The sequence below is a fragment of the Streptacidiphilus sp. EB103A genome, from assembly GCF_041261405.1.
Taxonomy (GTDB): Bacteria; Actinomycetota; Actinomycetes; order Streptomycetales; family Streptomycetaceae; genus Streptacidiphilus.
This window is the reverse complement of sequence record NZ_JBGCAQ010000009.1, coordinates 218,392-237,672: the sequence shown is the minus strand read 5'-3', so window position 1 is coordinate 237,672 and position 19,281 is coordinate 218,392. Positions and strand designations below refer to the sequence as shown.

Below are 19,281 nucleotides of genomic sequence, written 5' to 3'. Positions count from 1 at the left end.
TCAGCTCTTCTGCTGGGCGTAGTGACGGGCCGCCTTGGCGCGGTTGCCGCAGGCGGACATGGAGCACCAGCGGCGGCGGCCGTTCTGCGAGGTGTCGAAGAAGGTGAGGATGCAGCGCCCGTGCGCGCATTCGCGGATCCGCTGCGGCCCGCGCGCGAGCAGGTCCAGGTAGTCGTCGGCGGCCAGCCAGGCCGGCAGCCAGGACGGGTCGGCGACCTCGGGTTCGTGGTGCGGCAGGCCGTCGGCGCCCAGGGTGCGCCGCACCCGGCCGCGGGCCAGCACGGCGTTCAGTGCGGTGACGTCGTGAGGGTCCGCGCGGAGGGCCAGCAACGCGGCGCGGGTCTCCAGAAGCGCTGCGAGCGTGGCCCGGTCGGCGGGGGCGCGGCCGGTCAGGTCGTTGGACGCGAGCCAGACGGCGAGGCCGTCGGGCCGATCGAAGAGCTGGTCGTCGTGCCAGCGGGTGTTCAGCAGGTCCAGCGACAGCGGTTCGCCGCGGAGCGGCCGGGGGTCGACGAGGGCGTCCATGCGACGAGTCTAACTGTTCAGGTTCCTTGGAACGGTTGCATGCCATGATAGCTAACCGTTATGGTCCCATTGAACGGTTAGAGTATCGCCTTCGGAACAGGAGCCCTGCCATGCCCGCCTCCCTCCGTACCGGACACGTCGGCATCAACGTCACCGATCTGGACCGCTCGGTCGCGTTCTACCGCGATGTCCTCGGCCTGCAGGTTCTCGGCGGCTCGGCCCCGGGCACCGCGCCCGAGCGCCGCGTCGCCCAGCTCGGCAAGGAAGGGACGCTGGTGCTCACCGTCTGGCAGCAGGCCGCCGGGGCGCACGAGCGCGACCGGGCCGGGCTGCACCACCTCGCGTTCGAGGTCGACACCGTGGCGGAGGTGCGCGAGGCGGAGTGGGCGTTGAAGGAGCGCGGCGCGACCTTCCAGTACGACGGCGTGGTCCCGCACGGGGAGGGCCGCGACTCCGGCGGTGTCTTCTTCAGCGACCCGGACGGCACCCGGCTGGAGGTCTTCACCAGCAGCGGCGTCGCGGATGAAGGCAAGGCCCCCTTTGCCGACGCCCCCACCTGCGGCTTCTTCTAGACCATGGCTGTCGTGGGCTACCACCGCGGCGAGCGCGCCGCGCAGGCGCTCGCCGGCGAGACGGAACGGGCCGATCACCTCGGGCGCAGCTTTCGCGACACAGTCCCGGCGGTGGCCGCGAGCTTCCTGGCACAGCGTCAGCTGCTGGTCGTCGGCGCGGCCGACGGAGCCGGGCGGATGTGGGCGACGGCGCTCGCCGGTGAGCCGGATTTCATCTCCGTCCCCGACGAGCGGACGGTGAGCGTCGCCGCTGTGCCGCACCCGGACGATCCGCTGCGCGAGGCGCTGGGCGGGCCGGCCGTGCGGGTGGGCACGATCGCACTCGAACCGGCCACGCGGCGGCGGATGCGTGTCAACGGCACTGCGCGGGGAGGTGACCTGGGGTTTGTCCTCCATGCCGAGCAGGTCTTCTCCAACTGCCCCAAGTACATCCAGAAGCGCCACCCGGTCCGGGACGCTCAGGCCCCTCTCCCAGGACCGGCACGCCGGGGCAGCGAGCTGACGACGGCTCAGCGGATCGTCGTCGGCACGGCCGACACGTTCTTCCTCGCCACCGCGGACCGCGATGGGCGGGCCGACGCCTCGCACCGGGGCGGCAACCCCGGCTTCGTCGAGACCCTTTCGCCCACGGCGCTGCGCTGGCGCGAGTACCCGGGCAACGGCGCCTACATGACGCTGGGCAACCTGGAACTGAACCCGCGCGCCGGGCTCGTCCTCCCCGACTGGGAGACAGGCGACCTCCTGCTGCTCACCGGTGAGGCCCGGACCGACTGGCAGGAACGATCGGTCACCTTCGAGCTGACGGCGGCGGTCGAACTGCCCGGCGCGCTGCCCCTGCGCTGGAGCGAGCCGCAGTACTCGCCCGCCAACCCGTCGCCGACACCCCGGTCACCGGCGCCCTGGTCCGGACCCACCCCGTCGCCTCGGACGCGGGGATGCGCTAGCGTGCCCGGGCACCCCCTGGCCACGAGGAGCCCGAGCTGATGACGCAGACCCCGCTCACCGACACGGCGAGCGCATCCGCGCCGACCGGCCCGAGGCCGGACGCCCCAGTCTGGGCCCGGTTCGTGACCCGGGCCGTGGACCCCATGAACATCATTCTTGTGATCATGGTGGGCTTCGGCGCGATGCGTTACGGCCTGTCAGGTGCCGCCTGGGGACTGGTCGGTGCGCTGTTCTCCGGGGTGCTTCCGCAACTGGGCATCACCGCCGGGCTGCGCCGCGGCCGGGTGACCGATCGGTACGTCCGCGACCGGGCCAGGCGGGTGGTCATCCTGCCGTTGATCATGCTGTCGGTGGGCGTCGGGCTGGCCCTGATGTATTTCGGCGGCGCTCCGCGTCCGCTGACGGCGATGATCCTGGGCCAGTTCGCGACGATGATTCCGGTGACCGTCATCACCACCCGGTGGAAGATCTCACTCCACACCAGCGCCGGTGGGGGCGCCGTCGCCATGCTGACGGTGGCCTTCGGCGCGTGGGCGCTGCTCGGCTACGCCGTCGTGGCGGTGGTGGCGTGGTCACGCGTCGTCCTGCGCGACCACACTCGCGCTCAGTGCCTGGCAGGCGCCGTGCTCGGCTCGGTGGTCGCGGGCACGGTCTTCTGGGCGGCACGCTAGGACGGAACGGCATCTGATCGGGCTTCAGAAGCGGCTGGCGTTGCGCGACCCGGCCGGTGCCGTGCCGGCGTCAGAGTAGGCGTAGCAGTGACCGTTGACATCCCTGGGCGGAACGGGAACACACCATGAGAATCTATGCACAGGTCCCCGCACGCAGGACCCGACAGGTGGTGGCCGACCTCCTGGCCCTGGCCGTGATCGCGGTGTCGGTGTGGTTCGCCCTGCTGGTCCATGACGCGATCATGCTGCTGGCCGGTCCGGGGCGGGCGGCCCAGAGCGCGGGCGACCAGCTCGCCGGGGGCCTCACCGACGCGGGCAACGCGGCGGCGAGGGTGCCGCTGGTGGGGGACACTCTGAAGCGGCCGCTGCTGTCGGCGGCCGGGGCCGGCAGCGGTCTGGCGAACGCCGGGGAGTCGGTGCAGCACTCGGTCGGGCACCTGGCGTTTCTGGTGGCGCTCGTGCTGATCGTGCTGCCGGTCCTGATCGTGCTGCTGCTGTGGCTGCCGCCGAGACTGCGCTGGGTGCGTGGAACGGTCAAGGCGCGCCGACTCCTCGACGGCCCCGGCGGCGCCGACCTGTTCGCGCTCAGGGCGCTCACCGGCCCGCTGCGTGACCTGGCCGCGGTCGAGATCCCGGCCGGGGGTCTCGCGGACGCCTGGCGACGCGGCGACGAGGCCACGATCGACGACCTCTGCCGGGTCGGTCTGAAGCAGGTGGGGCTGCGCCCGTAAGTGCCGTCCGGACCGGAAACGGCGGTCAACGGGTGGTGTTCGCGGGGCACAGGGGTATCAGAGAGGTATGAGCGGAGCCGTTCGTCTCCGGAGGGCCCGCCTGTCGAGGAGAAGAGCGTCATGGGCATCTACGAAATGATGGCCGAGTACGCGGGCGGGGGGACCGCGGGACCGATCGTCCAGTGGCACATGATCCGGGACAACGGCACCACCGCCCTGTGCGGGGTCCGGCTCGACCCCGCTGCGGAGAAGGTCTCGGACGAGGCCTGGGGCCACACCAGGGAGAAGTTCTGCCACACCTGCGGGGCGCTCTATCTCCGCCAGGTCCCCTGAGCAGTCCGCGTCAGTCCGGCAGCCCCGTGAGTGCCGCGGTGGCGCGCCAGAGCTCGGCCGCCGTCCCGCTGTCGCGGGCGGCGCGGGAGGGTCTGCCCAGCTTCGGGTGGCCCTTGACGCCGCCCGGGCCGTCCGGGCCGACGTAGGAGTTGCCCGGCAGGTTCTGCGTCGCGGCGAACAGGGTCGGCAGCGCACCGTGCTCGGGGTCGTTGAGGAGGAAGCGCATTCTGTTGATCCGGTTGGACCCGGAATGGCTCGCCAGGGTCGTGGTGGCGATCCCGGGGTGCGCCACCATGGACCGCACCGCGCTGCCGGCGGTCGTCAGCCGCCGCTGCAGCTCCAGCGAGAACAGCATCAGGTCGAGCTTGGAGTCGCTGTAGGCGTCCAGCTGCCGGTAGGGCCGCTGCTCCCAGTTGAGGTCGTCCGGCCGGGCGTGACCCATCCGGTGCAGCTGTGAGGCGATGTGCACGATCCGGTCGGTGATGTGCGGCAGCAGCAGCCGCGTCAGCGTGTACGGCCCGAAGTAGTTGGTCGCGGTCTGCAGATCCAGCCCGTCCGGCGTTCGGGTGAGCGGGATGTCCATCACACCCGCGTTGTTGACCAGCACGTCCAGCTCCCCGGTCCAGCCGTCGGCGAACGAGCGCACCGAGTCCAGGCTCGACACGTCCAGGCGCCGCACCTCCGCGTGGCCGGCGATCCCAGCCAGCGCGGCCTCGGCCTTCGCGACGTCGCGCACCGCGAGCACCACCCGGGCCCCGGCCCGCGCCAGCTCCCGCGCGGTGATCAGGCCGATCCCGCCGGACGCGCCGGTGACGACCACCGTCCGGCCCGACAGGTCCGGAAGATCGGCCGCGGTCCACTTCGCCATGAGGTTCTCCTTGATCCCGCTCGTCCGCCGCGCTGGCGGTGTACCCGAGTAGACGCCCGGCCCGGGGAGGCAACCAGGAACCGCCGAGCCGCTGAATGCCGGACAGTGGCTAACGGACCGGACACCCGCCGATAGTGGATCCGGCGGCGCCACCAGCACCGGGTCGCCACCCGAACGGGAGCGGAGACGGACATGGACACGGACGAGCTCGGACGCTTCCTGCGCACCCGGCGCGAAGCCCTGCAGCCCGAGGACGTCGGCCTGCCCAGCCGCGCCCGTCGGCGTACCGCAGGGCTGCGACGTGAGGACGTCGCCGAGTTGTCCGGCATGTCGGCGGACTACTACGCCCGGCTCGAACGCGGATCCGGCCCGCAGCCCTCCGAGCAGATGACGGCTGCCCTCGCCCGCGGCCTGAGACTGTCCCTGGACGAACGCGACCACCTGTTCCTGCTCGCCGGCCACAGCGCCCCGCGCCGGGCCCTGCGCGCCCAGCACGTCAGCCCCGGACTCATGCGGGTGCTGGACAGGCTGCAGGACACCCCCGCGCAGATCATGGGAGCGGTGGGGGAGACCCTCGCCCAGACCGGTCCCGCCGTCGCGCTGTTCGGCGACGAGACCCGGCACACCGGCCCCGCCCGCAGCGCGGTCCACCGCTGGTTCACCGACCCCGTCGCCCGTCGCCTCTACCCCGTCGAGGACCACCCCCACCACAGCCGGGTCCAGGTCGCCCAACTGCGCACCGCAGCGGCCCAGCAGGGTCCGCAGTCGCCGGCCGCGGAGCTGGCCCGCACCCTGACCGGTCTGAGCGAGGAGTTCGCCGAGCTCTGGAGCGGCCGCCAGGTCGGACTGCGGTTCACCGAGCAGAAGCGGTTCATCCATCCCGAGGTCGGCCGCATCGACCTGCACTGCCAGCTCCTGCTCGACCCGGACCGGACCCACTCCCTCCTGGTCCTCACCGCCACCCCCGGCAGCGAGAGCCACGACAAGCTCGCCCTGCTGGCGGTCCTGGGCGCCCAGGCCCTCACCCGCTGACCCCGCCCCGAGCGAGCAAGGCCCCCGGCCGTCGCGGGATCAGCGCGTTCCGAAGGCGCCGCGCAAGGCGGTGACGGCCTCGGTGATCGCGGCCTCGGCGGCGTGGGTGCCGCGCAGGGCGTTGAGCATGACGAAGTCGTGGATGATGCCCTGGTAGCGGACGGCGGTGACCGGGACGCCGGCCTGGCGGAGCTTGTTGGCGTAGGCCTCGCCCTCGTCGCGCAGCACGTCGGCCTCGCCGGTGACGACCAGCGCCGCGGGCAGTCCGGCGAGCTGCTCGGTGGTGGCGCGCAGCGGGCTGGCGGTGATCTCGGCGCGCTGGGCGGGGTCGGTCGTGTACTGGTCCCAGAACCACTGCATGGCGTCGCGGCGCAGGAAGTAGCCCTCGGCGAACTGGTGGTACGAGCCGGTGTCGAAGCCGGCGTCGGTGACCGGGTAGAACAGCACCTGCTGGACCAGGGGAACGTCGCCGCGCTCCTTGGCCATCAGGGTCAGTGCGGCGGCCATGTTGCCGCCGACGCTGTCGCCCGCGACCGCGATCCGGGCACTGTCCAGGCCCTTGGCGGCGCCGTCGGTGACGATCCAGCGGGCGACGGCGTAGTTCTGCTCGATGGCCACCGGGTAGCGGGCCTCCGGGGAGAGGTCGTACTCGGGGAAGACCACCGCGGCCCCGGCGCCGACGGCGAGTTCGCGCACCAGACGGTCGTGGGTGTGGGCGTTGCCGAACACCCAGCCCGCGCCGTGGATGTAGAGGATCACAGGGAGGCTGCCGGACGTTCCGACGGGCTTGACGATCCGGGCCCGGACGGAGCCGGTGGGCCCACCGGCGACGGTGATCCACTCCTCGTCCGCGGCAGGCTCGGGGATGTCGGCGGACTGGACCTCGTCGACGGCCTTGCGGCCCTCGACGGGGCCGAGGTCGAACAGGTAGGGCGGGTTGGCGGTCGCTGCGGCGAACTCGGCCGCGGCCTGCTCCAGCACAGGTGCGACGGGCGTGTAATCGGTCATGTCCGACTCCTTCGGAGTGAGAGCCCGATGGGCTCCGCCTGACAGGTAACCTAGTGCACGATTACCTCGTGCACAAGTTAAACGCTGAAGTTGTAATCGCCTGATGGGATACTCTGGAACGGCCGTAGATCGGAAAGGGGCCGTTCTCCATGATGAAGGCTGCCGACGCACCTCGCGAGGCCGAGGACGGCTTCTCCCTGCTGCTGGACGATCAGCTCTGCTTCGCGCTCTATGCGGCGTCCAGGGCGGTCACCCACCGCTACCGGCCGCTGCTGGAGACCCTGGGGCTGACCTACCCCCAGTACCTGGCCCTGCTGGTGCTGTGGGAGCACGGAACCGTGCCGATCAAGGACATCGGCACTGCCCTGCAGCTCGACTACGGGACGCTCACCCCGCTGATCAAGCGCCTGGAGGCGAGCGGCCTGGTGCGTCGCGAGCGGCTGCCGGAGGACGAGCGCACCGTCCAGGTCAGCCTGACCGAACAGGGGCACGAGCTGCGCGAACGCGCCCTGCAGGTCCCGGCTGCCATCGGCGACGCGATGGGCCTGAACCCCCACGACTTCGAAGAGGTACGCAGGATTCTGCGGCTGCTGACCGACAACGTGTCCGTGCAGACCTGACGCGCAGACCTGACGCGCAGACCTGACGCGCAGACCTGACGCGCAGACCTGACGCGGAGGCATGACGCGGAGGCATGAAGCCGGGCAGTCGGCCTGCGGCTCAGCGCCTCGTCGCGGACATCAGGTAGGCGAGGACGGCCAGGACGCGGCGGTTGTCGTCGTCCGAGGGGGCCAGGTCCAGCTTGGTGAAGATGCTGGTGCTGTGCTTGGACACGGCCTTGTCGCTGATGAAGAGCCGGTGCGCGATGGCGCTGTTGGTGCGCCCCTCGGCCATGAGTTCGAGCACCTGGCGTTCCCGGTCCGAGAGCCGGGAGAGGGGCTCGCTGCGGTTGCGGCGGCCCAGCAGCTTGGTGACCACCTCGGAGTCCATGACCGTGCCGCCGCCGGCGACCGTTCGGATCACGTCGACGAACTGGCCGTCGCTGAACACCCGGTCCTTGAGCAGGTAGCCGACCCCTCCGGCCTGGTCGGCGAGCAGCTCCTGGGCGTAGATCTGCTCGACGTACTGCGAGAGCAGCAGGATCGGCAGCCCGGGGATCCGCTCCCGGGCGGACAGTGCGGCGCGGAGCCCGTCGTCGGTGTGCGTGGGCGGCAGCCTGATGTCCACGATCGCGAGGTCCGGCCGGAACTCCAGCAGTGCGCCGAGCAGGCCCGGCGCACTGTCGGTGGCCGCCGCGATCTCGAACCCGTGCGCCTTGAGGAGCCTGACCAGCCCCTCCCGCAGCAGGAAGAGATCCTCCGCGACGACTATGCGCACGGTACCTCCATGACCACGATCGTCGGCCCCCCGGGCGGGCTGCTGATCGCCAGGATGCCATCGAAGGCCGCCAGCCGTCGCTCCACCCCGGCCAGCCCGCTGCCCCGGGCGGCGTCCGCACCGCCGAGCCCGTCGTCGACCACCTCGATCCGCAGCAGCCCGCCGGTGCGGGCCATCCGGATCCGCAGGCCGCTCGCCGAGGCGTGCCTGACGGCGTTGGTCACCACCTCGGCAACGGCGAAGTAGCAGGCCGACTCCACCGGGGTGTCCAGCCGTCCGGGCAGATCGATCTCGGTCTCGCAGGGCAGCGGCAGGTCCAGCGCCAGCGCCCGGACCGCCTCGCCCAGGCCCCGGTCCGCCAGCACCGGCGGGCAGATCCCCTTCACCAGGCCGCGCAGTTCCTCCAACGCCGCCACCGACGCGACCCGGGCCTCGGTGACCAGCGCGGCGGCCTCCTGCGGACTGCTGAGCATCAGCTCCTCGGCAGACCTCAGATTCATCCCGATCGCCACCAGCCGCCCCTGCGCGCCGTCGTGCAGATCGCGCTCGATCCGGCGCAGCTCCGCGGCCGCGGAGGTGACTGCCTCGGTCCGGGTCTCGGTCAACACCTGCACCCGCCGGGCGAGCACCGGATCCGTTCCCCGCCCGAGCAGTCGCCTGGCGTCCGGCAGTACGGTCAGCGGCAGCAGCCACAGCCCCAGGGCCAGCAGCAGCACCCCCTGGATCCCGCCGAGCACCGCCATGTGGTTACCCGCATCAGCGGGGATGCCCGGCATGGGCCAGCGCGCGGAGCCGAAGGTCTGCACCACCACCAGGGAGCCTCCGAACACGCCTTGGAGGCTGCCGTAGGCCCCGATCCCCACCAGTCCCAGGGCCACCAGGTCCGCCGACGCCCGCGGTCGGCGCACCGCCGCGACCATGGCGGCCACCAGGAGTGCCAGTCCCACCAGATAGACAGCTGCCGCATGCCCGACCCCGGCACCCGGTGGCCAGACTGCCCAGGGGTCGACGCCGAGCAGGCCGCTGAACATCACCATGACGGCGGGCAGCAGCAGCGCCCATCGCACGGACCTCGCCGCGTCCGTTGCGGCCGGACGTGTCGGTGCGCCGGTCGTCGGTCGAGGCAGTGCGATCCCGGCGAACGCGGCGAGGACGAGGACGCCGGCGGCGGCCGGCAGGAGGTCCAGCTGCGGGGTCCGCCCATGCGCGAACTGGTTGATCCCCACCATCAGTTCGCCGGTCATCACCGCGATCGCCGACAGTACCCACCGCCTGGGCGCGGGCGCCCGGGGGAGCAGCAGGGTGGCCAGCAGACCGGTCAGCAGCAGCGCGACCGGGAGCACCCCGAGGGGCGTCAGGTCCGGCACGCTCAGGATGACCGAGTCGCCGACCGCACCGGGAATCTGCAGGTCACCCAGCAGTACCGACACACTTCCGTACGCCGCCATGCCCAGCAGCCCTGCGACGACCGGCCAGCCGAGCCACCTCGCCGGACCCGTGGCGCGCGCCGGGCGGCCCGGCGCCCGCTCCGCCCTGACGGCCAGCACCGCGCAGAGCGCGGTCAACCCCAGGATCGCGCCCTGCGGCCAGGCCCCTACGGGCATCGGAAACGGCCACATATCCGCCCTCGTCTCTTCTCCGGGGCCGCGAACCGCGGCCTGGAGATCATGCTGCTGCGCGGGGCCCGGCGGGCGCCATGGACCGGGGCCTACTTCCCGGGTAGGCACATACCTACTCCGGCAGCCCCCCTTAGGCTGATCGCCATGACCTCAGCAGGCTGGGCCCGCATCGGCCGGGACGAACGCGGGGTCATCACCCGGTTGTCCGCCAGAGGGCAGGGCCTGGCCGTATCTCCGGTGCTGAAGCCGGAAGAGCTTGGCGGTCTTCGGAGCGTCGACCTGTCCTTCAACGCCCTCTCCGATCTCCCCGGCGAGCTCAAGTCACTGCCGTCGCTCGCCGAGTTGCGCCTCGACGGCAACGGACTCACCACGATCCCGGATGTCGTGCCGGAGTTGTCGCACCTCGAACTGCTCAGCCTCTACCGCAACCGGCTGACGTCGGTGCCGGCGACTCTCGGCGGTCTGCGCGGGCTCCTCACCTTGAATCTGGCGGACAATCAGCTCCGGGAGATCCCTGAGGCCATCGGTCGGCTCAGCAGGCTACACACGCTCGATCTGGGACACAACCGGATCGAATCGCTGCCCGCGAGCATCGGCGGGCTGGCGGGTCTCAGTCGGTACCTGTATCTGAGTGACAATCAACTCACCTCGCTACCAGCAGCCCTGTGTCGGCTCACCCGACTGGGCTACCTCAACGTCACCGACAACCGGCTCACCGGCCTCCCGGCTCGCTTCGGTGACCTGGTCGGCCTGCGGGAACTGCGCCTCTACAACAACCGGCTGGCCTCGCTCCCCGAGTCGGTCGGCGCCCTGGCCGGGCTGCGCGAGGCCCACCTCATGGACAATGCGCTCACCCGCCTGCCCGACTCCATCGGCAACCTCGCCGACCTGCGCGAACTCCGGCTGATGGACAACCAGTTGACCGAGCTTCCGCCGACCGTCGGGAATCTCCATCGCCTCAGCCGACTGGACCTGCGGGACAACCGGCTGAGCGCACTGCCGGAGTCCCTCGTCGGCCTGACCGCACTGACCCATCTGGACCTGCGGAACAACCGGCTCGACGCCCTGCCCGCCGGCCTGGCCGGCCTCCCGGCTCTGGAGAAGCTCGACCTGCGCTGGAACCTCATCGATCCGTGGCCGGACTGGCTGCACGGGTTGGAAGAGCGCGGATGTGCCGTCCTGAGGTGACGGCCAGGAGGGCGGCCGTCAGCCGGCGGCGGGGGGCTCGGCGTCGGCGAAGGCGCGTACCAGCTGGCGCTCCGCGTCCGCGAGGTAGACGGAGAGGAGCAGTTCCGCGTGCTGGGTGTTCCGGGATTCCAGGGCGGCCAGCAGTTCGCGGTTGCGTGCGAGGTAGGGCTCGTGGAAGCGGCGCGGGTTGTCCATGACGTGGAAGACCAGGCGGAGTTCGGCGTGGATGCGGAGCATGAACTCCTCCAGCCGCGGGGATCCGGCCAGGTGCACGATCCCTTGGTGGAACTGCAGGTTGGCTGTTCCGACGTCCGGCCAGCGGTCTTCGGACGCTGCGCGCTCGCCGTCCTCGACGGCTGTGCGGATCGCCGCGATCACCTGGTCGGGGGCGCCGGCCAGCTCCCGGACGGCGGCGCCCTCCACGAGTTGGCGCAGCCGGTACAGCTCGACCACGTCGTCCCTGGTGAGGGTGCGCACGAAGACGCCGCGGTTCAACTCGTGCACGAGCAGGCGTTCGTGGGCCAGCAGCCGGAAGGCTTCGCGCAGGGTGTTGCGGGAGACGCCCAGAGCCTCGCCGATGGCCTCCTCCGACATCCGGGTGCCGGGTGGGATGAACCCCTCGGTGACCCGGTTCCGGAGGATGCCGGCCACGCGTTCGGCGGTGCTGCTCCGCCCGATCAGGTCCTTGTCCTTCTCGAGATCGGAGACCCACGTCCCGGGAGCGCCTGTGCTCACTTGTGTCCTTTCACCGCCTCACCCCGAGGCTCCGCCGACTGCTTCACCTCCGAGTCTCTCATGGGATCGTTGAACAAAAGCACTGCCCCGGGCGGGGTCGCCGGGACGGAATCGGACGGACTGGCCGGGTCGGAGCTGAGCGGCCCGGTCGATGTCCCGGTCGGTGAGCACGGCGATGACGGGGTAGCCGCCGGTGACGGGGTGGTCAGCCAGGAAGAGGACGGGCTGCCCGTTGGGCGGGACCTGCAGGGCGCCCGCCACCATGCCCTCGGAGGGCATCTCGCGGTGGATCGAGCGCTGCAGCGGTGGGCCGTCGAGGCGGGCGCCGACCCGGTTGCTGTCGGCGGTGACCTGGTAGCGGGCGGAGCACAGGGTGGCCAGCGCAGCGGAACTGAACCAGTCGTCGCGGGGGCCGGGAATGATGCGCAGCACCGCCTCGTCCGGGTAGCCGCGCACCGGTGCGAGGTCGACGACGGGATACCCGTCCACGGCCCGGCCGATCGGCAGACGGGTGCCGGCGGCCGGTAGGATCGGGCCGATGCCGGAGAGGGTGTCGGTGGCACGGGATCCCAGGACGGGCGGCACGTCGATGCCGCCGCGCACGGCCAGGTAGGTTCGCAGCCCCGCGGCGGGCATGCCGACCTCGAGCGTCTGACCGGTTCGAACGTGGATGGGTCCGTTCATCCCCACCATGCGCCCGTCCAGGGCGGCCGGGCACGGCGCCCCGGTCAGCGCGACGGTTCCCGGTGCGTGGAAGCGGACGGTCAGCGAACCGTAGGTGAGTTCGAGGGCGGCTGCGGATTCGGCGTTGGCGACCAGTCGGTTGGCCAGCCGCAGGCTGCCGCGGTCGGCCGCGCCGGAGGCGCCGACGCCGAGGGCGGCGTGGCCGGGGCGGCCGAGGTCCTGGACGGTCGTGAGCAGTCCCGGGCGGAGGATCTCGATCACGGCCGCACCTCGACGAAGCGCACCTGGCGGCCGGGTGCGAGGAAGGCGGGCGGGTCCCGGTGCAGGTCCCACATGGCGGTTCCGGTGCGGCCCAGCAGGTGCCAGCCGCCGGGGGACTCGCGGGGGTAGACGCTGGTGAAGCGGTCCGCGATGGCCACCGATCCGGGTTCCACCCGGGTCCGGGGGACGGGTCGGCGCGGGAGCAGCAGGAGCGGATCGAGACCGACCAGGTAGGCGAATCCCGGGGCGAATCCGCCGAAGGCGACGCTGTACCGTCCGGCGGTGTGCCGCTGGACGACCTCGCGGCTGCTCAGTCCGGTGGCACGGGCGACCTCGGCGAGGTCGGCCCCGTCGTACACGACCGGGATCTCCGCCAGCCCCTGGTCCGAGGGCTCGGCAGTGGACACCCGGCGGCCGGCGATCGCGGCCGAGAGGCTCTCGCGCGTGGTGACGGCGGGGTCGAAGGCGACCAGCAGGGTGCGTGCGGCGGGGACGAACTCCACGGCCCCGGGAGGGGGGCTGTCGCGGAGGCTCGCGTGCAGGCCGCCGACCTCCTCCAGCCGGTCGAGCTCGACCAGGACGGCGCGGGTGCCGGCGGTCAGAAAGCGCATCGTGCCTCCTCGGGGGCGAACGGGGCCAGCAGGACCCCGGCGTCCAGGAGCGAGGCCCGCACCGCCCGCGCGATGGCCACCGCCCCGGGGGTGTCGCCGTGGACGCACAGCGAGCGGGGCCGCAGCGGCACGACGCTGCCGTCGATCGCGGTGACCTCGCCGCGGAGCGCCAGGGAGAGGCAGCGCTGCACGATCACGTCGACGTCGTGGATGACCGCACCCGGCAGGCCGCGCGGCGCCAACCGCCCCTCGCGGTCGTAGGCGCGGTCAGCGAACGCCTCCTCGACACTCTCCAGCCCCCTGGCCCGCGCCCGGGACAGTCCTGGGGATCCGGCCAGTCCGAGCAGGACCAGCCCGGGGTCGTACCGGTGCACGGCCTCGGCCAGGGCCGTCGCCTGTACGGGGTCGGCGACCACCGTGTTGTACAGCGCGCCGTGCGGTTTGACGTAGCCGACCCGGCTCCCCGCCAGGCGGGCGAAGCCGTCCAGCGCGGCGATCTGGTAGACCACGTCGTTGATCAGGTCCTCCGGATCGATGACCAACTGTCGCCGGCCGAAGCCGACGAGATCGCGGTAGCCGACGTGGGCGCCGATGGCGACGCCGTTCTCGGCAGCCGTCCAGCAGCTGCGCCGCATGGTGTTCGGGTCCCCCGCGTGGAAGCCGCAGGCGATGTTCGCGCTGGTCACGACGGACAGCAGGGCATCATCGTCGCCCAGCGTCCAACGGCCGTACCCCTCACCGAGGTCGCAGTTGAGGTCGATGACCGGGTGCGGATGCTTCATGGTGGGTCGACGTCCTTGCTGTTCGGTGCGGGCTCTTGGGTGCGGGCGGTCAGGCGATGCGGTAGTCGACGTCCCGGGCGTCCGTGACGAACATGTAGCCGGGCGCATGGGTGATCGCGAACGGGGGCTTGGCCTGCATGACCGCCGTCTGGGAGGTGACACCGCAGGCCCAGAAGACCGGCACGTCGCCGTCCCGGAGCGTCACCGGGTCGCCGAAGTCGGGGGCGGACAGGTCGTGGATGCCGAGCACCTCGGGGTGTCCGACGTGGACCGGGGCGCCGTGGACGGCGGGCATCATGGCGGTGATCTGGACGGCCTTGGCGACCAGGTGCGCGGGCACCGGGCGCATCGACACCACCAACGGGCCGTGCAGCCGCCCGCCCGGCACGCACGGCCGGTCGGTGACGTACATGGGGACGTTGGTGCCCTGTTCGACGTGGCGCAGCGGTACCCCCGCGTCGCGCAGCAGGGTCTCGAAGCTGAAGCTGCACCCGATCAGGAAGGTCACCAGATCGTCCCGCCAGGCGTCCGTGACATCCGGGACGGCGTCCTGTGCGCTACCGCCCTCCGGGCTCCCGTCCCGCCAGACGCGGTAGCGCGGGACGTCGGTGCGCAGGTCCGCGCCGGGCGCCAGCCGCGAGTGCCACGAACCCGGTTCGGTGACCTCCAGCACCGGGCAGGGCTTGGGGTTGCGCTGGGCGAACAGCAGCACGTCGTAGGCGTAGTCCCGCGGTACCGAGATCAGGTTGGCCTGGGCGAACCCGGGCGCGACGCCCGAGGTCGGTACGGCGGCTCCGGAGCGGAAGGCGGCTCTGGCCTCGGCGGGTGTGCAGCCGCTCAGATCCGGGACGCCGGTGGTCGCGGTCATCTGGATTCCTTCTGGAGGACGGGAACTGGCGAGACGTCAGCTGAGTTCGCTGCCGCGGGTCTCGGGCAGGCCGAGCAGGGCCACGACGGCGACGCCGTAGCCGACGGCGCCGTAGGTCAGGGCACCGCCAAGGCCGTGGCCGCCGGCCTGGAACCCGACCGCGGTGGGGAAGAACGCTCCCACGGCCCGGCCCACGTTGTAGGTGAAGCCCTGCCCGGTGCCGCGCACCGCGCCCGGATAGAGCTCGGCCAGGTACGAGCCGAAGCCGCTGAAGATGGCGGAGGAACAGAACCCGAGCGGGAAGCCCAGGACGAGCAGCAGACTGTTCTGGCCGGCCGGGATGTGCGTGTAGGCGATGATGATCGCGGCGCTGAGCACGGCGAACAACGCGATCGCCTTGCGCCGCCCGAGCCAGTCGGTGGCGTAGCCGCCGGTCACATATCCGACGAAGGCTCCGGTGATGAGCAGGAAGAGGTACGAGCCGGTGCCCACCACGCTGAGGTGCCGAACGGTCTTGAGGTAGGTCGGCAGCCAGGTGGCGATCGTGTAGTACCCGCCCTGTACGCCGGTGGCGAGCAGCGAGGCGAAGAGGGTCGTGCGCAGCAGCCCGCCGCGGAACACCGCGGACACCGGGGTCCGGGTCCTGGCCTGCCGCTGCTCCTCGGTCAGCGGCGCGTCGGCGACACCACGGCGCAGGTAGAGCAGGAACAGGCCGGGCAGTGCGCCGGTCCAGAACAGGATGCGCCAAGCCAGCCCGCCGCTGACGTGGTCGAGCACCACGGTGGCGACGATCACGGCGAGTCCCCAGCCGACCGCCCAGGCGGACTGGACGAAGGCGACGGTGCGCCCGCGGTAGCGGGTCGACGCGTACTCGGCCACCAGGATCGCGCCGGCGGCCCACTCGCCGCCGAAGCCCAGTCCTTGCAGGGCGCGGAACGTCAGCAGCATCGGATAGTTGACGGCGAAGCCGCACAGCACCGTGAACACCGCGTACGTCGCTACCGTGATCATGAGGGTGCGGACCCGGCCGACGCGGTCGATCAGCATGCCGGAGAAGACGCCGCCGAGTGCGGAGACGACCAGGGTGACCGTGGTCAGCAGCCCCGCCTGCCCCTTGGAGATGTGGAAGTACGCCGCGATCGCGACCATGCCCAGAGGCAGCACCTGGAAGTCGTAGGAGTCCAGCGCGTATCCGCCGAACGCGCCGACGAAGGCGCGGCGGCCCTGGGATCCCAGGGTGCGGAACCAGGCGAACGGGCCCCCGGCTTCCTCGGCGGCGGTGGTCAGAGGGGGTCTGGCGGAGACTGCGGTCATAGCGCACCTCATGGGGAAGGGAGCGGGTCCTGCGTCTTCCCCATAAGGTAGGGATTGTTCAACGATCCTTCAAGGGGCAGCCCTGAAACGGTTGTGTTAACGCCAGCTGGCGCTACTGGCCTGCCACCTTATTGTTGAACGAAACTGCACGGGTCTCGACCCGGCAGTCGGATCCGGGGAAGACCTCGCCCCGGTGCCCGTCCTCGAACTGGACCAGGTACGGGGGCTCGCCGTCGGCTCCCAGCACCTCCACCACCTGACCCACGCGGTCGGGCATGCCTACGCGCCGCCCGGGAAAACGCAGCCTGTCGCCCTCCGATACCTTCACGGTGCCCGCCTCCTGCTATGTGTCGTCCGGCTGTCCTTCTTCCATCGTCGCCTCATGTACCTCGGGCCGCGAGTGGCGCGCATCACGGTGCCGGCGGGTCAGTGCAGGTGCACGACCTTGTGCATGCCCAGGAAGGCGTGCGGCACGCCGAGTTGGTCGTCGGGGATGAAGCAGAGCAGCACATGGGTGCCGGGCTTCAGGCCGTGGGCCCGCAGCGCGTCGAAGAACGCCTGCACCTGCGCGTCGGTGCCAAGCGGGCACTGGCCCGAATGGCCCCGATCGGTCTACTGCACCGCCGGAGTGCTGGAGGCTGCGGCGGTGGAGTTCGTCGGGACGGCTGTGCTGGGGCTCGCCGTAGAGGTGGGGGTGGACGAGGGGCACGCTGTGGCGGGCGGGGTGGTCGGCGCCGAAGTGGAAGGGGTCGGCGTTGGCGTGGGCGTTGGAGTCCCGGCTGTCGGCGTGGCGGTGGTGGGGCACCCGGCCGGGGAACTGGCTGTGGCCGACGGTGTGGGCGTCCCGGTCGGCGCCGGAGTCCCGCTGGTGCTCGCGCTGGGGTCCGGAGTCGGCGAAGCCGACGGCCGGCCGCTACTGGCCGAAGCGCTGGGACGCGGCGTGGACGTGGTGCGCGAGGGGGTCGCGGACGGCGTGGCCGAAGCGGTGGCCGACGCGGGCGGTGCGGTCGTTGCGGTGGCCGTCGCGGTCGGCGATGTGGGTGTGGCGGACGGCGTGACCGGTGCGACGCCGGTGACAACGCTGTGCTGGTAGTAGCTCATCCAGGCCAGCACGGTGTTCGCATAGGTGTCGGAATGGTTGTAGCTGAGGATCGCCCCGCGAAGATCGCCCGACTGGTTCAGGTCGCGTGAACCGGCGCACAGGTAGTGTCCCGCCGCCAGTGCGGCGTCGAAGACGTTGTTCGGGTCGGCGACGCCGTCGCCGTTGCCGTCCGCACCCCACGTGGCCCAGGTGGAGGGGAGGAACTGCATCGGCCCCTGCGCTCTGGCCCAGTTCCCGCCCGCGTCGCGGATCGCTGCGGTACCGCTGCTGCCGTCCAGGAGGGGTCCGAGGATCGGGTGCAGGGTGGTCCCGTTCGCGCTCACGTCACCGCCCTCGGCCTGCCCGGACTCGACCTGTCCGATCGCCGCGAGCAGCGTCCAGCTGAGGTGGCAGCCAGGGGTGGTGACGGCGACACTCGCCTCGGCACGACGGTAAGCCGCCAGTACGACCGCGGGGATTCCGACCGAACCGGCCCCCGTCGCCCGGACCGGGGAGGCGGACGATCCTGCCGCAGTGGTGGCGGTGCCGACCGGGGTGGGCACGGTGAACTGCGCCGTCGCCGAGACGGCCGGGGGCGGCGCGAGGTCCAGTGGAGCGCTGTCGCCGGTGGCCGTCAACGGCGGTGCCTGCTGCGGGCTCGGCGATACGGGCACCACGGCCCCGAGAGCCTGGGAACCGCCCAGGAACACCAGGGCCAGCAGCGCGCCGACGCCGACCGGTGCGGCCCGCCTTCGCGGATCCGGCCCTGCCGCCGGGCGCTGGCGCTGGGAGACTCGGCGTGGCGGGCGCGGGTGGGAAGGCAGCTCGGGATGCATGGGGAAGACAAGCCTCAACTTCGCGAAAGGTGGAGTGACGCTGGGTCAGAAACTGTTTCCCCACACCCCCTTCCGCGAAGCCCGTCCCTTGGTCCGGTACAGCCAAGGACTTTAGCGGCTCGGCCGGCCAGATGCCCGACCCAGGGGTGATATTCACTCAACTCCTCCCTGGACGACCGACCACGTTCAAACGGCTCGCGGGCAGCGCCGTTCAGGCTGGCCGGGGTTGGCCGTAGGCGCGCTCCACCCGGAGCTTCAGCACGAGGCGGCGGTCCTCGACCATCGCGCGGCGGTAGTCGTCCCAGTCCGGGTGCTCCTTGCCGCTCACGGTGCGGTACAGGTCGATCAGTTCCTCGACGGTGGCGTCGTCCGGAGCCTCGGCGACCGGCGTCAGTTCGGCGGTCCCCTCGACGACGGTCCAGGACCAGCGGTCGGAGCTGGTGACGTGGTAGCTGGCGCGGGGGTCGCGGCGGAGGTTGCGGGTCTTGGCGCGGTCGTCGGTGATGGAGACGCGGATGAGGCGACGCGCGGGGTCGTAGTGGTGCGTGACGTTGGAAAGCTGCGGCCTTCCGTCACGCTTGAGGGTAACCAACACCCCGCCGTTGGTGTGGGCGAGGAGTTGGAGCAGGGCGTCCTGGGTCTGGTCGGTTTCGGTCATGCTTCGAACAACCGGCGTCGGAGGGAAGTGATTCCACCGTGGGAGCGTTGGGGATCAACAGGATCCCCTGCCGAGAGAGAAGCCTCCGCCATGACCGACCGTCCCGTTCTGCAGCCCAGCCCCAGCCATCCGATCACCGTCGTGGCCAACCCGGCCCGGGTCGTCGTCACGGTGGCCGGCCGTACGGTCGCCGACACCCGCAACGCGCTGACCCTGCGCGAGGGGAAGTACCCCGCGGTGCAGTACATCCCGCGCGCCGACGTGGATCTCGCGCTGCTGGAGCCCAGTGACACCGCCAGCTACTGCCCCTTCAAGGGCGAGGCCGGCTACTACAGCATCCCCGTCGGCGGCGAGCGCTCGGTGGACGCCGTGTGGGTCTACGAGTCCCCGTACCCGGCCGTCGCCGAGATCAAGGACCACGTCGCCTTCTACCCGGACCGGGTCGACAGCATCTCCGAGCTGCCGTAACGAACGCAGGGCTGCTGACCCCTTACCTCTGGCGCGGCCCGCCGTGCCGGACGAGGCCGCAGCGCGGACACTGGATACAAGCAGAAAAGTGCGGCGAGGCGCGGCAGGCCGGAG

Annotated in this window: 24 protein-coding genes; 9 read left to right on the top strand and 15 right to left on the bottom strand. The window is 71.6% G+C overall.

What is annotated here, in order from left to right; all coding sequences use genetic code 11:
• The gene (locus ABH941_RS17140; protein ID WP_370130123.1) at nucleotides 1–525 is read right to left on the bottom strand and encodes a CGNR zinc finger domain-containing protein; all 525 of its coding nucleotides are present in this window, start codon (nucleotides 523–525) and stop codon (nucleotides 1–3) included.
• Nucleotides 526–635: 110 nt separating this feature from the next.
• On the opposite strand from ABH941_RS17140, the gene ABH941_RS17135 reads away from it, so the two are divergent.
• The 5 genes from ABH941_RS17135 (at nucleotide 636) to ABH941_RS17115 (ending at nucleotide 3,777) form a co-directional block, all read left to right on the top strand.
• Nucleotides 636–1,097 carry a VOC family protein gene (locus ABH941_RS17135; RefSeq protein WP_370130122.1) on the top strand — a complete coding sequence of 154 codons (462 nt, stop codon included), beginning with the start codon at nucleotides 636–638 and terminating at the stop codon, nucleotides 1,095–1,097.
• 3 nt (nucleotides 1,098–1,100) lie between these two features.
• Nucleotides 1,101–2,081 carry a pyridoxamine 5'-phosphate oxidase family protein gene (locus ABH941_RS17130; protein ID WP_370130121.1) on the top strand — a complete coding sequence of 327 codons (981 nt, stop codon included), beginning with the start codon at nucleotides 1,101–1,103 and terminating at the stop codon, nucleotides 2,079–2,081.
• Nucleotides 2,081–2,713: a phosphatase PAP2 family protein gene (locus ABH941_RS17125; protein ID WP_370130120.1), complete on the top strand. Its 633-nt coding sequence runs from the start codon at nucleotides 2,081–2,083 to the stop codon at nucleotides 2,711–2,713. Before ABH941_RS17130 ends, ABH941_RS17125 begins: the two co-directional genes overlap by 1 nt.
• 125 nt (nucleotides 2,714–2,838) lie before the next feature.
• Entirely contained in the window at nucleotides 2,839–3,444 is a 606-nt protein-coding gene (locus tag ABH941_RS17120; RefSeq protein WP_370130119.1) for a hypothetical protein, read from the top strand.
• 120 nt (nucleotides 3,445–3,564) lie between these two features.
• Nucleotides 3,565–3,777 (top strand): hypothetical protein, encoded by a 213-nt coding sequence (locus ABH941_RS17115; RefSeq protein ID WP_370130118.1) that lies wholly within the window; start codon nucleotides 3,565–3,567, stop codon nucleotides 3,775–3,777.
• A 10-nt stretch (nucleotides 3,778–3,787) separates the two neighbouring features.
• On the opposite strand, the gene ABH941_RS17110 is transcribed toward ABH941_RS17115, so the two are convergent.
• Nucleotides 3,788–4,645 carry an SDR family NAD(P)-dependent oxidoreductase gene (locus ABH941_RS17110; RefSeq protein ID WP_370130117.1) on the bottom strand — a complete coding sequence of 286 codons (858 nt, stop codon included), beginning with the start codon at nucleotides 4,643–4,645 and terminating at the stop codon, nucleotides 3,788–3,790.
• 192 nt (nucleotides 4,646–4,837) lie between these two features.
• Between ABH941_RS17110 and ABH941_RS17105 the strand changes: the two genes are divergently transcribed.
• The gene (locus ABH941_RS17105) at nucleotides 4,838–5,677 is read left to right on the top strand and encodes a helix-turn-helix transcriptional regulator (RefSeq protein ID WP_370130116.1); all 840 of its coding nucleotides are present in this window, start codon (nucleotides 4,838–4,840) and stop codon (nucleotides 5,675–5,677) included.
• 39 nt (nucleotides 5,678–5,716) lie between these two features.
• Here ABH941_RS17105 and ABH941_RS17100 read toward each other — a convergent pair whose 3' ends face one another.
• A complete protein-coding gene (locus tag ABH941_RS17100; protein WP_370130115.1) occupies nucleotides 5,717–6,685 on the bottom strand; it encodes an alpha/beta hydrolase in 969 nt (322 codons plus the stop codon).
• Nucleotides 6,686–6,834: 149 nt separating this feature from the next.
• On the opposite strand from ABH941_RS17100, the gene ABH941_RS17095 reads away from it, so the two are divergent.
• Nucleotides 6,835–7,305 carry a MarR family winged helix-turn-helix transcriptional regulator gene (locus ABH941_RS17095; RefSeq protein ID WP_370130114.1) on the top strand — a complete coding sequence of 157 codons (471 nt, stop codon included), beginning with the start codon at nucleotides 6,835–6,837 and terminating at the stop codon, nucleotides 7,303–7,305.
• Nucleotides 7,306–7,405: 100 nt separating this feature from the next.
• Here ABH941_RS17095 and ABH941_RS17090 read toward each other — a convergent pair whose 3' ends face one another.
• Together ABH941_RS17090 and ABH941_RS17085 are read right to left on the bottom strand one after the other, a co-directional pair.
• A complete protein-coding gene (locus ABH941_RS17090; protein ID WP_370130113.1) occupies nucleotides 7,406–8,062 on the bottom strand; it encodes a LuxR C-terminal-related transcriptional regulator in 657 nt (218 codons plus the stop codon).
• Complete coding sequence (locus tag ABH941_RS17085; RefSeq protein WP_370130112.1) at nucleotides 8,053–9,666, bottom strand: sensor histidine kinase; 1,614 nt, start codon at nucleotides 9,664–9,666, stop codon at nucleotides 8,053–8,055. Before ABH941_RS17085 ends, ABH941_RS17090 begins: the two co-directional genes overlap by 10 nt.
• 159 nt (nucleotides 9,667–9,825) lie before the next feature.
• Between ABH941_RS17085 and ABH941_RS17080 the strand changes: the two genes are divergently transcribed.
• Entirely contained in the window at nucleotides 9,826–10,869 is a 1,044-nt protein-coding gene (locus ABH941_RS17080; RefSeq protein ID WP_370130111.1) for a leucine-rich repeat domain-containing protein, read from the top strand.
• Nucleotides 10,870–10,887: 18 nt separating this feature from the next.
• Here ABH941_RS17080 and ABH941_RS17075 read toward each other — a convergent pair whose 3' ends face one another.
• The 10 genes from ABH941_RS17075 to ABH941_RS17030 all read right to left on the bottom strand — a co-directional run bounded on the left by ABH941_RS17075 (nucleotide 10,888) and on the right by ABH941_RS17030 (nucleotide 18,699).
• Nucleotides 10,888–11,604 carry a GntR family transcriptional regulator gene (locus tag ABH941_RS17075; protein ID WP_370130110.1) on the bottom strand — a complete coding sequence of 239 codons (717 nt, stop codon included), beginning with the start codon at nucleotides 11,602–11,604 and terminating at the stop codon, nucleotides 10,888–10,890.
• A gap of 18 nt (nucleotides 11,605–11,622) precedes the next feature.
• The gene (locus tag ABH941_RS17070; protein WP_370130109.1) at nucleotides 11,623–12,549 is read right to left on the bottom strand and encodes a biotin-dependent carboxyltransferase family protein; all 927 of its coding nucleotides are present in this window, start codon (nucleotides 12,547–12,549) and stop codon (nucleotides 11,623–11,625) included.
• Entirely contained in the window at nucleotides 12,546–13,160 is a 615-nt protein-coding gene (locus ABH941_RS17065; protein ID WP_370130108.1) for an allophanate hydrolase subunit 1, read from the bottom strand. The genes ABH941_RS17070 and ABH941_RS17065 overlap by 4 nt, the downstream gene beginning before the upstream one ends.
• Nucleotides 13,148–13,942, bottom strand: a complete 795-nt coding sequence (locus ABH941_RS17060; protein ID WP_370130107.1) for a LamB/YcsF family protein — start codon at nucleotides 13,940–13,942, stop codon at nucleotides 13,148–13,150. The genes ABH941_RS17065 and ABH941_RS17060 overlap by 13 nt, the downstream gene beginning before the upstream one ends.
• A gap of 49 nt (nucleotides 13,943–13,991) precedes the next feature.
• Entirely contained in the window at nucleotides 13,992–14,810 is an 819-nt protein-coding gene (locus ABH941_RS17055; protein WP_370130106.1) for a putative hydro-lyase, read from the bottom strand.
• A 36-nt stretch (nucleotides 14,811–14,846) separates the two neighbouring features.
• Complete coding sequence (locus tag ABH941_RS17050) at nucleotides 14,847–16,124, bottom strand: MFS transporter (RefSeq protein ID WP_370130104.1); 1,278 nt, start codon at nucleotides 16,122–16,124, stop codon at nucleotides 14,847–14,849.
• Between the two features lie 112 nt (nucleotides 16,125–16,236).
• Nucleotides 16,237–16,452, bottom strand: a complete 216-nt coding sequence (locus ABH941_RS17045) for a DUF1918 domain-containing protein (RefSeq protein WP_370130103.1) — start codon at nucleotides 16,450–16,452, stop codon at nucleotides 16,237–16,239.
• A gap of 98 nt (nucleotides 16,453–16,550) precedes the next feature.
• Nucleotides 16,551–16,688 carry a hypothetical protein gene (locus tag ABH941_RS17040; RefSeq protein WP_370130102.1) on the bottom strand — a complete coding sequence of 46 codons (138 nt, stop codon included), beginning with the start codon at nucleotides 16,686–16,688 and terminating at the stop codon, nucleotides 16,551–16,553.
• A 48-nt stretch (nucleotides 16,689–16,736) separates the two neighbouring features.
• Nucleotides 16,737–18,041 carry a lytic murein transglycosylase gene (locus ABH941_RS17035; protein WP_370130101.1) on the bottom strand — a complete coding sequence of 435 codons (1,305 nt, stop codon included), beginning with the start codon at nucleotides 18,039–18,041 and terminating at the stop codon, nucleotides 16,737–16,739.
• A 211-nt stretch (nucleotides 18,042–18,252) separates the two neighbouring features.
• Entirely contained in the window at nucleotides 18,253–18,699 is a 447-nt protein-coding gene (locus ABH941_RS17030) for a PPOX class F420-dependent oxidoreductase (RefSeq protein WP_370130100.1), read from the bottom strand.
• Between the two features lie 90 nt (nucleotides 18,700–18,789).
• Here ABH941_RS17030 and ABH941_RS17025 point away from each other — a divergent pair, with 90 nt between their 5' ends.
• Nucleotides 18,790–19,167 (top strand): DUF427 domain-containing protein, encoded by a 378-nt coding sequence (locus ABH941_RS17025; RefSeq protein WP_133995809.1) that lies wholly within the window; start codon nucleotides 18,790–18,792, stop codon nucleotides 19,165–19,167.
• Nucleotides 19,168–19,281 lie beyond the last annotated feature (114 nt).

Bases quoted from the DNA above. Each gene is read 5' to 3' on its own strand.
- ABH941_RS17095 (WP_370130114.1), top strand. From the start codon at position 6,835: ATGATGAAGGCTGCCGACGCACCTCGCGAGGCCGAGGACGGCTTCTCC.
- ABH941_RS17030 (WP_370130100.1), bottom strand. From the start codon at position 18,699: ATGACCGAAACCGACCAGACCCAGGACGCCCTGCTCCAACTCCTCGCC.
- ABH941_RS17025 (WP_133995809.1), top strand. From the start codon at position 18,790: ATGACCGACCGTCCCGTTCTGCAGCCCAGCCCCAGCCATCCGATCACC.
- ABH941_RS17135 (WP_370130122.1), top strand. From the start codon at position 636: ATGCCCGCCTCCCTCCGTACCGGACACGTCGGCATCAACGTCACCGAT.
- ABH941_RS17065 (WP_370130108.1), bottom strand. From the start codon at position 13,160: ATGCGCTTTCTGACCGCCGGCACCCGCGCCGTCCTGGTCGAGCTCGAC.
- ABH941_RS17100 (WP_370130115.1), bottom strand. From the start codon at position 6,685: ATGACCGATTACACGCCCGTCGCACCTGTGCTGGAGCAGGCCGCGGCC.
- ABH941_RS17035 (WP_370130101.1), bottom strand. From the start codon at position 18,041: ATGCATCCCGAGCTGCCTTCCCACCCGCGCCCGCCACGCCGAGTCTCC.
- ABH941_RS17120 (WP_370130119.1), top strand. From the start codon at position 2,839: ATGAGAATCTATGCACAGGTCCCCGCACGCAGGACCCGACAGGTGGTG.
- ABH941_RS17105 (WP_370130116.1), top strand. From the start codon at position 4,838: ATGGACACGGACGAGCTCGGACGCTTCCTGCGCACCCGGCGCGAAGCC.
- ABH941_RS17060 (WP_370130107.1), bottom strand. From the start codon at position 13,942: ATGAAGCATCCGCACCCGGTCATCGACCTCAACTGCGACCTCGGTGAG.
- ABH941_RS17140 (WP_370130123.1), bottom strand. From the start codon at position 525: ATGGACGCCCTCGTCGACCCCCGGCCGCTCCGCGGCGAACCGCTGTCG.
- ABH941_RS17110 (WP_370130117.1), bottom strand. From the start codon at position 4,645: ATGGCGAAGTGGACCGCGGCCGATCTTCCGGACCTGTCGGGCCGGACG.
- ABH941_RS17115 (WP_370130118.1), top strand. From the start codon at position 3,565: ATGGGCATCTACGAAATGATGGCCGAGTACGCGGGCGGGGGGACCGCG.
- ABH941_RS17050 (WP_370130104.1), bottom strand. From the start codon at position 16,124: ATGACCGCAGTCTCCGCCAGACCCCCTCTGACCACCGCCGCCGAGGAA.
- ABH941_RS17125 (WP_370130120.1), top strand. From the start codon at position 2,081: ATGACGCAGACCCCGCTCACCGACACGGCGAGCGCATCCGCGCCGACC.
- ABH941_RS17085 (WP_370130112.1), bottom strand. From the start codon at position 9,666: ATGCCCGTAGGGGCCTGGCCGCAGGGCGCGATCCTGGGGTTGACCGCG.
- ABH941_RS17080 (WP_370130111.1), top strand. From the start codon at position 9,826: ATGACCTCAGCAGGCTGGGCCCGCATCGGCCGGGACGAACGCGGGGTC.
- ABH941_RS17055 (WP_370130106.1), bottom strand. From the start codon at position 14,810: ATGACCGCGACCACCGGCGTCCCGGATCTGAGCGGCTGCACACCCGCC.
- ABH941_RS17130 (WP_370130121.1), top strand. From the start codon at position 1,101: ATGGCTGTCGTGGGCTACCACCGCGGCGAGCGCGCCGCGCAGGCGCTC.